Annotated in this window: 18 protein-coding genes; 13 read left to right on the top strand and 5 right to left on the bottom strand. The window is 52.9% G+C overall.

What is annotated here, in order from left to right; all coding sequences use genetic code 11:
* Positions 1-201 precede the first annotated feature (201 nt).
* Positions 202-1,107, top strand: a complete 906-nt coding sequence (locus H9L05_RS20080; protein WP_187732410.1) for a cobalamin B12-binding domain-containing protein — start codon at positions 202-204, stop codon at positions 1,105-1,107.
* A 10-nt stretch (positions 1,108-1,117) separates the two neighbouring features.
* Here H9L05_RS20080 and H9L05_RS20075 read toward each other — a convergent pair whose 3' ends face one another.
* Entirely contained in the window at positions 1,118-1,456 is a 339-nt protein-coding gene (locus H9L05_RS20075; protein ID WP_187732409.1) for a tetratricopeptide repeat protein, read from the bottom strand.
* Between the two features lie 75 nt (positions 1,457-1,531).
* Here H9L05_RS20075 and H9L05_RS20070 point away from each other — a divergent pair, with 75 nt between their 5' ends.
* From H9L05_RS20070 to H9L05_RS20055, 4 genes are all read left to right on the top strand, one after another.
* The gene (locus H9L05_RS20070) at positions 1,532-2,269 is read left to right on the top strand and encodes an electron transfer flavoprotein subunit beta/FixA family protein (RefSeq protein ID WP_187732408.1); all 738 of its coding nucleotides are present in this window, start codon (positions 1,532-1,534) and stop codon (positions 2,267-2,269) included.
* A gap of 101 nt (positions 2,270-2,370) precedes the next feature.
* Positions 2,371-3,348, top strand: a complete 978-nt coding sequence (locus H9L05_RS20065; protein WP_187732407.1) for an electron transfer flavoprotein subunit alpha/FixB family protein — start codon at positions 2,371-2,373, stop codon at positions 3,346-3,348.
* A gap of 118 nt (positions 3,349-3,466) precedes the next feature.
* The gene (locus H9L05_RS20060) at positions 3,467-4,093 is read left to right on the top strand and encodes a bifunctional nuclease family protein (protein WP_187732406.1); all 627 of its coding nucleotides are present in this window, start codon (positions 3,467-3,469) and stop codon (positions 4,091-4,093) included.
* Between the two features lie 81 nt (positions 4,094-4,174).
* A complete protein-coding gene (locus H9L05_RS20055) occupies positions 4,175-4,711 on the top strand; it encodes a YfiT family bacillithiol transferase (RefSeq protein ID WP_187732405.1) in 537 nt (178 codons plus the stop codon).
* A 69-nt stretch (positions 4,712-4,780) separates the two neighbouring features.
* On the opposite strand, the gene H9L05_RS20050 is transcribed toward H9L05_RS20055, so the two are convergent.
* A complete protein-coding gene (locus H9L05_RS20050; protein ID WP_187732404.1) occupies positions 4,781-5,590 on the bottom strand; it encodes an ABC transporter ATP-binding protein in 810 nt (269 codons plus the stop codon).
* A gap of 89 nt (positions 5,591-5,679) precedes the next feature.
* On the bottom strand, positions 5,680-6,411 hold the full coding sequence (locus H9L05_RS20045; protein WP_187311221.1) for an MlaE family ABC transporter permease: 732 nt from the start codon (positions 6,409-6,411) through the stop codon (positions 5,680-5,682).
* Positions 6,412-6,527: 116 nt separating this feature from the next.
* On the opposite strand from H9L05_RS20045, the gene H9L05_RS20040 reads away from it, so the two are divergent.
* Both H9L05_RS20040 and H9L05_RS26515 read left to right on the top strand, forming a co-directional pair.
* Positions 6,528-6,998, top strand: coding sequence for an SDR family NAD(P)-dependent oxidoreductase (locus H9L05_RS20040; protein ID WP_317175030.1), 471 nt, complete (start codon positions 6,528-6,530; stop codon positions 6,996-6,998).
* Complete coding sequence (locus tag H9L05_RS26515; RefSeq protein WP_317175029.1) at positions 6,962-7,240, top strand: SDR family oxidoreductase; 279 nt, start codon at positions 6,962-6,964, stop codon at positions 7,238-7,240. Before H9L05_RS20040 ends, H9L05_RS26515 begins: the two co-directional genes overlap by 37 nt.
* A gap of 22 nt (positions 7,241-7,262) precedes the next feature.
* Here H9L05_RS26515 and H9L05_RS20035 read toward each other — a convergent pair whose 3' ends face one another.
* A complete protein-coding gene (locus tag H9L05_RS20035; protein WP_187732403.1) occupies positions 7,263-7,976 on the bottom strand; it encodes a GIN domain-containing protein in 714 nt (237 codons plus the stop codon).
* 87 nt (positions 7,977-8,063) lie between these two features.
* Here H9L05_RS20035 and H9L05_RS20030 point away from each other — a divergent pair, with 87 nt between their 5' ends.
* The 5 genes from H9L05_RS20030 to gldG all read left to right on the top strand — a co-directional run bounded on the left by H9L05_RS20030 (position 8,064) and on the right by gldG (position 12,395).
* On the top strand, positions 8,064-8,759 hold the full coding sequence (locus tag H9L05_RS20030) for an SDR family oxidoreductase (protein ID WP_187732402.1): 696 nt from the start codon (positions 8,064-8,066) through the stop codon (positions 8,757-8,759).
* 108 nt (positions 8,760-8,867) lie between these two features.
* Positions 8,868-9,776 carry a gliding motility-associated ABC transporter ATP-binding subunit GldA gene (gene gldA / locus H9L05_RS20025; protein WP_187732401.1) on the top strand — a complete coding sequence of 303 codons (909 nt, stop codon included), beginning with the start codon at positions 8,868-8,870 and terminating at the stop codon, positions 9,774-9,776.
* 131 nt (positions 9,777-9,907) lie between these two features.
* The gene (locus tag H9L05_RS26510; RefSeq protein ID WP_317175028.1) at positions 9,908-10,231 is read left to right on the top strand and encodes an ABC-2 transporter permease; all 324 of its coding nucleotides are present in this window, start codon (positions 9,908-9,910) and stop codon (positions 10,229-10,231) included.
* A 5-nt stretch (positions 10,232-10,236) separates the two neighbouring features.
* On the top strand, positions 10,237-10,632 hold the full coding sequence (locus H9L05_RS26505; RefSeq protein ID WP_317175027.1) for an ABC-2 transporter permease: 396 nt from the start codon (positions 10,237-10,239) through the stop codon (positions 10,630-10,632).
* 53 nt (positions 10,633-10,685) lie between these two features.
* The gene (gene gldG, locus H9L05_RS20015; RefSeq protein WP_223284591.1) at positions 10,686-12,395 is read left to right on the top strand and encodes a gliding motility-associated ABC transporter substrate-binding protein GldG; all 1,710 of its coding nucleotides are present in this window, start codon (positions 10,686-10,688) and stop codon (positions 12,393-12,395) included.
* On the opposite strand, the gene H9L05_RS20010 is transcribed toward gldG, so the two are convergent.
* A complete protein-coding gene (locus H9L05_RS20010) occupies positions 12,385-13,110 on the bottom strand; it encodes a hypothetical protein (protein WP_187732400.1) in 726 nt (241 codons plus the stop codon). The genes gldG and H9L05_RS20010 overlap by 11 nt on opposite strands.
* A 339-nt stretch (positions 13,111-13,449) precedes the next feature.
* On the opposite strand from H9L05_RS20010, the gene dnaN reads away from it, so the two are divergent.
* Positions 13,450-14,574, top strand: a complete 1,125-nt coding sequence (dnaN, locus tag H9L05_RS20005; RefSeq protein ID WP_133273287.1) for a DNA polymerase III subunit beta — start codon at positions 13,450-13,452, stop codon at positions 14,572-14,574.
* Positions 14,575-14,581 lie beyond the last annotated feature (7 nt).

Raw genomic sequence — 14,581 nt, 5'->3', positions numbered from 1 at the left:
TGTTATGATGGCAGCAATGGGAAAGTAGCAATGAATGTAAAACAGCAACGTACGGCCGAAACCATTTATCAACAGGCCGAGAGCATAACTGAGGAGGCTGCAGTACTTTATTGTCAGTTGTCGCCGGACGTAGACTACTGTGGGGGAAGTGAAGAAAGCCGCCGAGCACTCGAACAAGAGATGCAAGGCCATCTTAATGCTTTGGCCAACGCCATTTTGATGAACAGTGCCGGCTTATTTGAGGCGCATTTGTTTCATTCCCGGCACCATCCAGCCGACGAGGCCCACGACCAGATGCTGACTCAGCAGCTGACGGCCCTCAAGCAGGTTCTGGCCCAGCGCTTACCCATCGCGGAGTATATAGCCGCAGCGGGCTATCTGAGCGCAGCTTTTAAAGAGCTGGAGCACCCAGTGATAGTAGCTGAGCCTTCCCCGCCAGTTGATTCTTCCCAAGAGGCACCTTTGAAAGCGCTTGCTGATGCGTACTTGTCAAATCTCTTGGCTGGACAGCGCGCCGAAGCTATCAGCTTACTCCGAAAAGAAGCTAAAGAAGGTATTGATGTGCGCCTTATCTACGAGCATGTATTTATGCCTGTGCAGTGGGAAGTGGGCTCGCGTTGGCACAGGGGCGAAATCACTGTTGCCCAAGAGCACTATTGCACCGCCGCCACCGAGCTGGCCATGGCTATGCTCCACCCATATTTGCAGGCACCTGCTCCCAATGGCTTCCGTTTCGTGGCTACTACCGTGTCCAGCGATTTGCACAGTATGCCGGTGCGTATGGTGTCTGACTTCCTGGAATTTGATGGCTGGACGCCCTACTTCTTAGGCGCCAACACCCCAACCGATGATATCTGGAAGGCGGTTGTCGGGTTTAAAGCCAATTTGCTCGTGCTTGGCGCTTCCATGCCTCACCATGTGAACATTCTGCGCCAGCTCATCAACGCCAAACAGTATACAATTGGCGCCAGCCAGGTGTCGGTGATGGTAGGAGGGGCGCCATTCAATGCCGATCCTACGTTGTGGCGCACAATCGGGGCTGATGCCTATGCGCCCAATGCCCGGGTAGCCGTGGAAGCGGCTCGTGCGCTAGTGCAAAATAAGTAAGCTAATGGCTTTACTCGTCTTCGTAATCTAGGCCCAGTAGCTGATTCAGCGCCTGTTGAAGCTCACTAGCGGCGTGCATCTGACCAGCTTTACGACTCACCTGCAACCCTAGGCGGTAAACTTTTTCGGCCTCTTCGGGCTTTTCTAGTTGCTCCAGCAGCTTGCCCGCATGGTAGTAAGTCCCCACGTAGTCGGGGTGCTCTTCCAGCAGCGTTTGATAATATTTCATAGCTAGCAGTGGCTCTGTTGCTCGATATTCGGTGGCCAGCGCATAGATCGTAAATGCGTCGTTGGGGTCATCGGCGTAGAAGGCCAAGAGTTGCTGTAAACGGCTGGGTGAGGTTTCCATAGGGCAGGAGTTTTCTGTATCTTCGCCCGAAATTAGGGGCTTTCCCGTAGTTATTCGTCCATATAAGCACCTTCGATGAAGTTTCTCGTTTGTATCAGCAACGTGCCCGACACGACCACCAAGATTGCCTTTACTCCTGATAATAAGGAGCTCAACAAGGCTGGGGTGCAGTTTGTAATTAATCCTTGGGATGAATATGCCCTCACCCGCGCCATTGAGTTAAAGGAAAAGCTGGGCGGCAATGTGACGGTGCTCAACGTAGGCGAAGCCGATACGGAACCCAATATCCGTAAGGCCCTGGCCATTGGTGCCGACGACGCTATCCGCGTGAATGCCAAGCCCACCGACGCTTTTTTCGTGGCTCAGCAAATTGCCGCTGCCGTTAAAGAAGGTGGCTATGACATCATCTTGATGGGTAAGGAAAGCATTGATTACAACGGCTTTCAAGTGCATGGCATGGTGGGCGAGCTGCTCGGCATTCCGACCGTAGCGCCGGCCATCAAGCTTGATGTTGAAGGCAACACCGCCACGCTGGAGCGTGAGATTGAAGGTGGCAAAGAAATAGTGGAGGTGGCTACGCCTTTCGTTGTTTCGTGTCAGGAGCCCATGTGCGAGCCCCGCATTCCTAACATGCGTGGTATCATGACGGCCCGGACCAAGCCCTTGAAAGTAGTAGAGCCTACCGGCGAAGCTGCCCGCACCCAGGTTACCGAGTTCGCTTTGCCCCCCAAGAAGCAGGGTGTTAAGCTTATTCCCGCCGAATCGGCCGGCGACCTGATCAAACTGCTGCGCAACGAAGCCAAAGTAATTTAATACAGGATTGAGGTTAGAGAACCACAAAGCACATGCTGCTGATATCAAGCTTCTCTAGTAAACATCTCATTTCTTGTACTTCACTTCTTATGTCTAAATAAATGTCTGTTCTAATTGTAGTTGAGTGTGATAACGGTGAGGTGAAAAAGTCCTCGCTGGAAGTAGCTTCCTACGGAAGCCAGGTAGCCCAAATGCTTGGCACTACGGCTACGGCTGTGGCCGTGGGCGAGGCTACCGAGACCAACCTTGCCACCCTTGGTGAGCAAGGCATCAGCAAAGTATTATACGATAACGATTCCCGCCTCAAGGATTTCGTAAACGGCGCTTACACCAAGCTGATTGCTGCGGCAGCCCAGCAGGAAAGCGCGCAGATAATTGTACTGGCTAACTCCAACATTGGAGCGGCTGTTGGTTCGCGCTTATCGGTGCGCCTGCAAGCCAGCTTGGCTACCAACGTAGTAGAGCTTCCCAAGATGGATGGGGGGCAATTTGTAGTGAAGCGCGGGGCGTATTCCGGCAAGGCTTTCTCCGACGTTATTCTAAGTGGCGAGCGAAAAATTATTGCGGTCAAGAAAAACTCGATGGAGCCTCTGCACAATGCTGGCCAAACCGCCACTGTGGAGCAGTTCTCTGCCCAGCTCACCGACACTGACTTCGCCGATGCTCCAAAGCAGGTGATCATGCAAGAGCAAGCTGGTGGTATTCTGTTGCCCGAAGCTGATAAGGTTGTATCTGGTGGCCGCGGTATGAAAGGCCCAGAGAATTGGAATCTGATTGAAGACTTAGCCAAAGCACTGGGCGCAGCTACTGCCTGCTCCAAGCCGGTATCCGACGTCGATTGGCGTCCTCACCACGAGCACGTTGGCCAGACGGGTATCACGGTGTCGCCGAACTTGTATATTGCCTGCGGTATTTCGGGCGCCATTCAGCACTTGGCTGGCGTAAACTCGTCGAAAGTTATCGTCGTCATCAACAAAGATCCAGAAGCTCCGTTTTTTAAAGCGGCTGATTATGGCATCGTTGGCGACGTATTCGACGTACTACCGAAATTAACTCAGGCCGTTAAAGAGTTGAATTAATGCGTTGCTAAATTGAGTTTTGATAGGTTGATGCTTTTGTTTTTATTTATGGCATTAACTTATTGATTACTAGTTTAATAAACGCGAATCGACACACCTAAAATCAGCTTAATCGCTTGTGAAGAAAATTCAGCTCGAAATCCTCGGCCTCTCATCCAGCCAATCCCAATCGGGTTCTTTCGCTCTTATTCTGGGTGAAAAAACGGGCAACCGTCGGTTGCCTATCATCATTGGCATGTTTGAGGCGCAGAGCATTGCTATTCAAATAGAAAAAATAAGTCCCAACCGTCCGCTGACGCACGACTTGTTCAAGTCGTTTGCCGAGCACGTGCATGTGGCCATCATCGAAGTGATGATTTCGGATTTGAAGGAAGGCGTATTCTACTCCAAAATTGTGTGCTCCGATGGGGCCACGACCTTCGAAATAGACGCGCGGCCCAGTGACGCCATTGCTATCGGCCTGCGGTTCGGGGTTCCGATCTTTACCGTGGAAAGCGTGCTGAGCGAAGCTGGTATCATCCTGAGCGACCTTGATGAAAACGCCGAAGATGCTTCGGACGATGATGACGAGGACGACGATGACGAGGACAATGGCGGCACTCCGGCATCGGCGCCCAGCCCCCGCGACCCGAGCGGTCAGGTGTCGCTGGATGAGCTGACCAAGATGCTGGCTCAGGCCCTCGAAAAAGAAGATTACGAAAAAGCGGCCAAAATCCGCGATGAGCTTAATAAGCGTAACGGCTAAGTTTTGGTCATGTTAGAAAGAAAGCCTTCCTTGTATGGAAGGCTTTTTTTGTGCCCTATCCTTCCACTCAACCAGTTGAAAATGCCCCCCAGCCCTGATCTTCGCTACCCAATCGGTCAGCCGACGCTGCCCGCGAGCCCGCTTTCCGCCCCTGAGCGCGCGACTTTTATTCAGCAGATAGCTGAGCTGCCGGTCCAGCTTAATACTGTGGCGCGCGAAATAGGCGGCGTCCGGCTCTTAGAGCCGTATAGGCCCGGTGGCTGGACGGGCCGCCAGGTCATTCACCATCTGGCCGATTCGCACATCAACAGCTACACGCGTTTCCGCTTGGCTCTCACCGAGGAACGGCCCACCGTGCGGCCCTACGACGAGCATGCCTGGGCTGAACTCCCCGATATAGAGGCAACACCTATCACCGTATCCTTGACGCTGCTGGAGGCTTTACATATCCGCTGGACCGTGTTGCTTCACCACCTGACGGAAGCGCAATGGCAGCACACTTTTTATCATCCCGGCAACGATCGGGATTATACCTTGGATCAAGCCTTGGCGCTCTATGCCTGGCACGGCCAGCACCACTTGGCCCACCTGACAGGCCTGCGTGACCAGAATGCGTAGCACAGATTGAATAAAAAAGCCCCCCAGAGAATAGTCTGGGGGCTTTTTTTGTGGAAGAGAAACCCAGAGTTAAGCGCTGGTTGATTCGCCTTCTGTAATGGCTGCAAGGCCTCCTTCCGATTCGTCGTCCACTTTTTTGGCGGCTCGCACCAAGCTGCTGCTGAAGATAAATTCTTTCAGTTCAGGTACTTGAGCGTTCAGGATTTCTTCCTTGGTACCATCCCACAGCTTTTGGCCTTTATGCAAAAAGATGATGTGGTCGCCAATTTCAATCACCGAGTTCATATCGTGGGTGATGATGGCAGTGGTGATGTTGTACTCGTGGGTGATTTCGTGAATCAGCTCGTCAATCTTGAGGCTGGTGAGCGGATCGAGGCCGGAGTTGGGTTCGTCGCAGAAGAGGTAAGTACAGTTGGGTGCAATGGCGCGGGCAATACCCACACGTTTCTTCATGCCGCCGCTGATTTCGGCGGGCATTTTGTTGCCCGCGTTTTCAAGGCCTACCCGCTTCAGGCAAAACTCCACCCGGTCGCGGCGCTCTTCCCTGGTCATCTCAGGCGTCAGCATCTTGAGAGGAAACTCGATGTTTTCGTACACCGTCATGGAGTCGAACAAAGCCGAGCCCTGAAACAGCATCCCGATCTTGCGCCGGATCTCCTGCCTGATCTGCACCTTGTTGTTGGTAAACACGCTGCCATCGTAAGTTATGCTGCCAATGTCGGGCTGCATAAGACCTACAATACATTGTAGCAGCACGCTTTTGCCAGTACCTGAGCCACCCAGCAACAGGTTGCATTTGCCCGTCTCAAACGTGCAGGTGATACCCTTCAGCACTTGGTTGCCATTAAAGGATTTCTGGACGTTATGAATTTCAATCATGAGTTCAAAACAGATAATAGGGGAAGAGGTTAGAGCGGAGCAATCGGGAGAGGGGCTTTATGTTGCCAGCCTATGCCCAACCTACTGCTTTACAAAAGCAGCGCTGCTAACACGAAGTCGGCTATCAGGATTGCAATAATTGAGTTGTTTACGGCACCAGTGCTGGCTGCTCCTACTTCCAGTGCGCCGCCCGTCGTGAAGTAGCCTTTGTACGATGAAATAGCCGACACTAGGAAGGCAAATACAACCGATTTGATCAAGGCGAAGGCGATGTTGTAAGGAATAAAATCGGTGCGGAGACCTTCGATATATTCCTGAGCTGAGATAGCGCCGGTGAGCGTACCAGCTAGGTATCCGCCCAAAATAGAAAGCGCCATAGCCAGAATAACCAGCAGCGGGAACATGAGAATGGCCGCCACAATACGGGGAAGTACTAAGTAAGAAGCTGAGTTGATGCCCATTACCTCTAGGGCTGCTACCTGCTCGGTGATGCGCATCGTGCCCAAGCCACCCGCAATGCTGGAGCCAACTTTACCGGCCAGCACAATGCTGGTGATGGTAGGCGCCAGTTCCAGGATGGTCATTTCGCGCACCATAAACCCGATGGTCGATTTCGGAATGAGCGGGCTAACCAGGTTATAGGAAATTTGAACGCACGTAACAGCGCCAATAAACGCACTTACAATAGCGACAATGAAAACCGAGTCGAAGCCAATAATTACGGACTCTTCGAGGGTGCGCTGCCAAAGCGTTTTGAGGCGCTCGGTCCGCGTGACCATACTTTGAATGAAAAGCAGAAACTCGCCGAAGTTTTTGACCATAAAGCGGAAGAAGGAAGGGAGAAATACAGGAACTTGCAGAGCAAACAGCTACGCCACAGCGATGCTCGGCCCGTGTTTGGTAACCCTACGTAAAAACGAACTCAACAAGTAAAGGAATGAAAAAATATATCATTGTTACCGGAGGAACGAAGGGAATTGGGCGGGCTGTGGTCATGCGCTTTGCGCAGGCTGGCTTTGCGGTCGTCACCTGCGCCCGCTCTACCGCCGATTTGCTTACGCTCGCCACTGATATAGAGCAGGCAATTCCGGGCAGTGAGCTCTATACGCTTTCCGCCGACCTGAGCCAACCCGACGAAGCCCGCCGCTTCACCGATTTCGTGCTGGCTCTGGGGGGCAAAATTGAGGTGTTGGTAAATAATATCGGAGCCTTTACGCCCGGCCGCCTCCAAGATGACACCGAGGATGGATCGGTGCTGCGCCACATGATCGAGGTGAACCTGTATAGCACCTATGATGTAACCCGCGCCTTGCTGCCCAGCATGTTAGCGCACGGTGGGGGCATATTTTCACGATGTGCTCGGTGGCCAGTTTGCGGGCATACCCCAGCGGTGGCGCGTACAGCGTAGCGAAGTTTGCCTTGCTTGGCCTGACGAAAGCCTTGCGCGAAGAGCTGAAAGAGCAGAGTATCCGGGTGACGGCTGTGTTGCCGGGGGCTACACTTACGGCTAGCTGGGAAGGCGCCGATTTGCCCCCCGAGCGCTTTATTAAGGCCGAAGACGTAGCTGAGGCCATTTTCGGAGCTTACACCTTGTCGCCGCAGGCAGTAGTGGAGGAGCTGTTGATTCGGCCGCAGCTAGGCGATATTTAGCCAGCGGCTGGTAAGCCAATTGTTAATTGACCTCTACTACCTTGCCCTTGCCGGTTACCCGGATGTCGGTGGCAGCCGGATTGCCACTATAGTAAAGCGTGCCGGTGCCGGAATGGGTGCCTCCCACAACGTCGGAAGCCCTGACGTAAGCTGATCCGTCGCTGCTGCGGGTAAGCTCAAAAAAGCAGCGCTTGGTTTGTAAGTCGGTGGCTCGCACCGAGCCAAGCCCGCCCACAATCAGGCTTAGCTCATCGGCCGCACCGCGCAGGCGCACATCGCCTAACTCGTACATATCCAGATACACAATGTCGCTGGTAAGGTCGAGGTCGTAGTCGCCGGCACCTACGAGGTGAAAGAAAACGGTGCTGACCCGGAAGTTGCCGGCCGTGCGGATGCTGCCAGCGCCCAGCAAGGCTACGTCGTGGATACTGGCTACGTGCAGGATTACTTCGCGGGGCGTGTCGTAGCGGCGCACCCAGTTGCAGCGGCTCGTATTACGAACGGTAAGCCGGCCATCTTCTACCTGAAGCTCAATATCCTCCTGCAAATTTTTGCCGGTGCGCACCTCGGCGTAAGGTTCAGCCAGCGTAGTATCCTGCACCAGCGTCACATCAACGTTGGTGTAGGTGACTAGGTCCTGAAAGGGTGGCAGCGCCCGGCGTTCAGTTACGATGCTGCCCGTGCTTTTAAAACAATCGCCTTCGTGATCCTTGGCGCAGCCCGAAAGCCACGACATCAGCACCAGCAGACTTACCCAACTGCGAAAAAGCCGCGGCGGGCAGCTAACTTGCAACCAACTATTCACTCGCAACATCACCAAACTATGGACCTGACCGGCAAGGTAGCTATTCTAACGGGCGTCAGCAAAGGCATTGGCCTGGCCACAGCGCAGGCATTGCTGGCCAAGGGCGCTATTGTAGCCGGCTGGGGGCGCACCCGCCCGAAGGATCTGAAGCACGAACACTTCCATTTTTTTGAGTGCGATGTGCGCAAGCAAGCCAGTGTGCAGGTTGCGTTTGCCAATACAATCAAGCAACTCGGCGCTGAGGTGCATGTGCTCGTGAACAATGCTGGCTTAGGCATTGCTGGTCCGGTAGATGGCTTCTCGGCTGATGACTGGCATATGATGTTTGATACCAATGTACACGGTACCTTTTACTGCTGCCAGGCCGTGTTGCCTGCCATGAAGCGCCAGCAAATAGGCCATATCGTGAACATCTCATCTATTGCCGGAACTACGGGCATTGAAAAAATGGCGGGCTACTGCGCATCCAAGTTTGCTGTGCGCGGCTTTTCGCAGTCGTTGTTTAAGGAAGTGCGCAACGATGGTATCAAAGTCACCTGCCTGTATCCGGGCTCGGTGCGAACCAATTTCTTCGACGATATCCCCGGCACCGATGCCAATGAGCATATGATGCAGCCCCAGGATATTGCCGATACCATCATTTATGCGCTGCAAACGCCATTTAATTTCCACATTGTGGACATGGAAATGCGACCATTACAGCCTAAAAAGTAAACTTGTGGCGCGAAGCTCCAGCTTCGCGCTTCCTTGTACCCACTTGTCGTTGTCTTCCGTTTTAGGCTCGGCAATGATGTCCGGAGCTGGAGCTTCGCGCTACATTCTATGGTTGAAATACAGCATCTGACCAAAAATTTCGGGAGCCAAGCTGCCGTGAATGATATTTCGTTCTCGGTGAGCAAAGGCGAGATTCTGGGCTTTCTAGGGCCAAACGGGGCCGGCAAGTCCACGACCATGAAGATTGCGACCGGCTATTTGCCCCCCAGTGCCGGTACGGTGCGCGTAGCCGGCCACGACGTACTGGCTGAGCCCCTGGAAGTGCGCCGCCAGGTGGGGTATCTGCCTGAGCATAACCCACTTTACCTGGATATGTACGTGCATGAGTACCTCGAATTTATTGGCTCTGTACACGGGTTGAAAGGTGCTGCGCGGCGCCAGCGCGTGGCCGCAATGGTGGATAGAGTAGGACTGGGCCGCGAGCAGAACAAGCAGATCGGGGCCTTGTCGAAAGGCTACCGGCAGCGGGTGGGGTTGGCGCAAGCCCTGATTCACGACCCCGGCGTACTTATCCTCGATGAGCCCACCACCGGCCTTGACCCCAACCAGATTGGCGAGATTCGTACGCTTATCCGGGAGCTGGGCGAAGATAAAACCGTGATTTTCTCGACTCACATTCTGCCCGAGGTAACTGCTCTGTGCACGAGAGTAGTAATTATCAATAGGGGCCAGCTTGTAGCCGATAGCTCGGTGAGCGACTTAGGGGCCCGCGCCGCTGGCGATACGCTGATCCGGGCGGAATTTGAGCAAGCCATCGACCCTGCTCCTTTGCGAGCGTTGCCGGGCATTACCAGCGTCGAAATTGCCCCCCAGAATATGTACCACATCCGGGCTAGCGCCGGGACCGATGTTCGGGGGGCAATTTCGCGCCTCGCGGCCCAGGAAGGTTGGGTACTGCTGGGGTTGCGTCAAGAAGAGCAGTCGTTGGAGCAAGTATTTCAGAACCTGACTAAATAAAATCATTAGGCGGTCATGCAGAGCAACGCGAAGCATCTCGCGTGCTGATACTGGATTATTAATCATGCTAAACATGCGAGATGCTTCGGCTCCGCCTCTGCATGACCGCCCTTTTTCACTAATTGACCCCAATGTTTGCCATTCTTCGCAAAGAATTTAATGCCTTTCTAAGCTCGCCAGTTGCCTACGTGGTGCTAGGCGTTTTCTTGGTGGCTACCGGGCTGTTCGTGTGGGTGTTTCCGGAGAGCAGCGTGCTGGACTACGGCTACGCTGACCTGCAAACCCTGTTCAATATTGCTCCCTGGATCTTTCTGTTCCTGATTCCGGCCATCACCATGCGCACATTTGCCGAGGAAAAGAAGGCGGGCACCATCGAGCTGCTGCTCACCCGCCCGCTCACCGATGGTCAGATTCTGGGGGCAAATTTCTGGCTTGTCTGCTGCTGGCGCTGCTAGCATTGTTGCCTACGCTTCTGTATTACTATTCGGTGTACAAGCTCGGCAATCCGGAAGGCAACATAGATTCGGCAGCTACAGTCGGCTCGTATCTGGGGCTGGCGCTTTTGGCCGGGGTGTTTGTGGCCATGGGTGTGTTCGCCTCCGCCATTACCCGCGACCAGATTATTGCCTTTTTGGTGGCTGTGGTGGGCTGCTTTTTGGTGTATTCGGGGTTCGATTCGCTGGCATCTGTCTTTGAAGGAAGCCCGGCTTATTATATCAGTCAGCTCGGCATCGCGGCCCACTACCGCGACATTAGCAAAGGTCTGATCGACTCCCGCGACCTGACGTATTTCTTTAGCCTGATGGCCGTGCTGCTCTTAGCCACCCGGCTAGTGCTGCAAAGCCGCAATTGGTAACTCTGCTTACATCTTGACCCCTCCAGAAAGCTAAGATGGAAGCCTCGCACAACATGCCCGAACCACCCATTCAATCTTCCCGCAAGCGCCGCGACCTGATCCGGTTTCTGCTCATCATTGGACTGATTTTACTTTTCAATTTCATAGGACAGCGGCTCTTTTTTCGCCTCGATCTGACGGAGGAAAAGCGCTATACCATGTCGCCGGCCACCAAGCAGCTGCTGCAAAATCTGCCGGAGCCAGTTACGGTCACGGTGTACCTGGATGGTGACTTTCCGCCCGCTTTCCGCCGCCTCCAGCAGGCCGTGCGCGAAACCCTGAACGAGATGCAGGTATTTGGGGGGGCAAATTTGCGCTACGTGTTCGTCGACCCTTCGGCCGCCAGCTCCGAGAAAGCACGCAGTGAGTACCATGAAACGCTGATTAAGAAAGGCCTGCGCCCTACCAATCTGGCATCTAGTGAGAACGGTAAGCGAGTCGAGAAAACCATCTTTCCCTGGGCCACCGTGGCCGTTGGTCCGCGCGAGAAGCACGTGCTGCTATTACGCGGCAACCAAACCGCGTCTTCTGATGTGCGCCTGAATCAGAGTATCGAAGGCCTGGAATACGAGCTGGCCAGCAACATCCGCAAATTGTCGCCTGGTCGCCGCAAAATCATTGGCGTGGTGGAAGGACACGGAGAACTGACCAACGCCCAAGCCGGCGACCTGATCGGCTCATTGCAAGAGTATTACGATGTGTACCGGGTTAATCTGGCTGCCGTGCCCAACCTGCGCACTCTCGACGCGGTCATCGTGGCCAAGCCCGAGCAAGCCTACACTGAAATTGAGAAGTTCAAGCTCGACCAGTTTATTACCCAGGGCGGCAAAGCGCTCTTTTTCATGGATGCCATGCGCGTCAATCTCGACAGCGCAGCCCGCGGCGGCATGCTGGCTTTCCCGTATCAACTCAATTTAGAAGATCTGCTCTTCAAGTACGGCGCCCGCATTAACCCTGATTTAGTGCTCGATCTGAACTCCGGCGTAATCCCGCTCGTGACGGGTACCACCGGAGACCAGCCCACCGTGGAGCCGATGCCGTGGCAGTTTTATCCGCTCATCAATCAGTTCAGCCCGCACCCCATCACCCGCAACCTCGACGCGGTTTACACCAAGTTTGTGAGCACCATTGACACGGTAAAGGCCGTGGGTATTCGCAAAACGCCGCTGCTGTTCACCTCGCGCTATACTCGTGTGTTGCCTTCGCCGGTGCCTGTCAATCTGAACGATGCCCGCATGGAGCCCAATGCCAAGCTCTACCGCGAAAGCTTCAAGCCAGTTGGTTATCTGCTCGAAGGCCAGTTTCGCTCCTTATTTGCCAATCGTGCTCAGCCCGGCACCACGCAGTTTCAACCGGCCACGGCAGCCAATGCCCGCCCCGGTAAAATACTTATCATCGGTGATGGTGACTTTGTGCGTAGCGAGCTGGACCCCAAAACCGGGCAGCCCTTCCGCCTCGGCTTCGACCGTCTGGCCAACACCGAGTTTGCCAACCGCGAACTGGCTCTGAACGCCGTCGATTATATGCTCGATGAAACCGGGCTCATTGCTGTTCGCAGCAAGCAGATTACGCTCCGGCCGCTTGATAAAGTGAAAATAACGGAGCAGCGCCGTCGCTGGCAGATCCTCAATATCGGCGCGCCACTGGTGTTGCTGGGGGCTTTGGGTTATTCCGGGCATGGCGCCGCAAACGACGGTATGCTCGGTTTTAAGTTTAATAGATAAAGGTTATTTTATTTTTATCGAATACTTCGCCAGTCTCAGCATCAACCTTTAACTCAGTACAACCATCACAGTGATTTTCTATATCCCAATAGAATCTGCGCTTTTCTATATCAAGCAAATAGATTAAGGTTTTTAAATTTCTTAGCGTCTGCGTGTTCCTGTTGTAGCTGTCTCCCGCGTTAGATCTAAACTCTGCCACTGCTGGAGCGTGTGTGGAGTTCACATCTATTCCCTTTGCACTAGATATACTTAAAGCCTTGGTCTTCGTGATTTCTAATTTATCATTAAGAAAATATTTCTGCCCAATCATCTCATCGAGACGACAGTAAGTGACTTTAAATGTGCTGTCTACTGTAATTACACTTGATCCGATCGAATCTCCTTCATATAGCAAGACGTAGCTTATGTGATAGTTTAAAGGCGGTCTAATGATAGAGTCATTACTGTATCTCTGTTCATCATAATACTCGAAATGATATGTGCAATAAAAGTTTCCTAGCTTTTCAGGAGCGATTACAATACGAGCAACGCTGTCAGCAATTTCTTTAGCCCTTGTAAATCTTTCCTTTATTTTCCTGCTAGATGTCTTAATAATAAAGTTGTCCATGGTCTTGTCACTAACATTATGTGGGCTGCCACAATTGCATAGCATAATTGCCAACATCGCAACTGGCAGAATGTAGCTTCGGGAACCAACAGGTTGCAGGATGTTCATTGTGAGACTAAGGACGCCGCAGTAGCAATAAAGATGATCTGATTGAAACGCGAGTTAGTAAGGCTCTTTCTTCATCTAACGAAACAATTATTAGCACTGGTATTAGCCACGATATATTTGGCTTTGTTCAACTTCTCATAAACACATAGCTTAACTCAAATTCATCTAACAGTTTGCGGATCATGGTGAGCAAGATTGTTTTCGTCGTAACGGGTTAGGATTGGTTATACTTACAATTGAATGTTTCATTAGCAGAACATCAGCCATTCTCCTTTTCAAAGCCCAGCCTTCCTACCTATCTTTGTCGCCTTATCCCAACCCTGGCCGAACCCCCACTATATGAAATTCATTGTCTCGTCTTCTGCCTTGCTCAAGCAGCTCCAGAGCATTAACGGCGTAGTCACGAATAACCCCGTGGTGCCTATTCTGGAGAACTTTCTTTTCGAGATTGAGGACGGCAAGTTGACCATTACGGCTTCCGATCTGGAAACCAGCATGATAACCGAGCTGCCGGTTGAAGCCCGCGAAACAGGCCGCATTGCTGCCCCCGCCCGCATTCTGCTGGATACGCTCAAAAATCTGCCCGACCAGCCTGTTACGTTTACGCTGGACGAGGAAACGTACACCATCGAAATCAGCTCGGCTAACGGCCGCTACAAGCTAGCCGGCGAGAATGCTACCGATTTCCCGCGCGTTCCGGTGGTGAAGGGTTCAGCACCGATTGAGATACCATCGTCCTCATTAGCACGGGCTATCAACAAAACCATCTTCGCGGTAAGCACCGACGAGCTGCGGCCAGCCATGACCGGTATTCTGGTGCAGTTGGCTGATAATCAGGCTACGTTTGTAGCAACGGACGGTCATCGTCTGCTGCGTTACCGCCGTTTGGACGTAGGCGCAGGTCAGTCAGCTAACCTCATTATTCCGCGTAAGGCTTTCAACCTGCTTAAGAGCGCTTTGCCATCGGAGGCTACCACGGTGAAAGTGGAGTTTAATAGCTCCAATGCCTTCTTCAGCTTCAACCAGATGCGCCTCGTATGCCGCCTGATTGATGAGCGTTATCCTGACTACGAAAACGTAATTCCGGTTAGCAACCCAAACCGCCTGATCATCAGCCGGGCCGATTTCCTGAATTCGGTAAAACGTATTTCCATTTACTCGAACAAGACGACTCACCAGGTTCGGTTGCGTCTGGCTGGCTCCGAGCTAACGGTTTCGGCTGAGGATCTGGACTTCAGCAACGAAGCCAGCGAGCGCCTGGCTTGTCAATATGAGGGTGAGGATATGGAAATCGGCTTCAATGCCCGTTTTCTGGCTGAAATGCTTTCCAATATTGATTCCGAAGAAATTACCCTTGAACTGAGCACGCCTAACCGCGCTGGCTTGCTCATGCCGACCACTGCCGACGACAACGAAAGCATTCTGATGCTGGTGATGCCGGTAATGCTTAACAACTACGTTTAAATTTTAA

Origin of the sequence: Hymenobacter qilianensis (assembly GCF_014489555.1) — a bacterium.
GTDB classification, from domain to species: Bacteria; Bacteroidota; Bacteroidia; order Cytophagales; family Hymenobacteraceae; genus Hymenobacter; species Hymenobacter qilianensis.
Note: the sequence above shows the minus strand (reverse complement) of the source record. Positions and strands in the feature narration are given on the sequence as shown.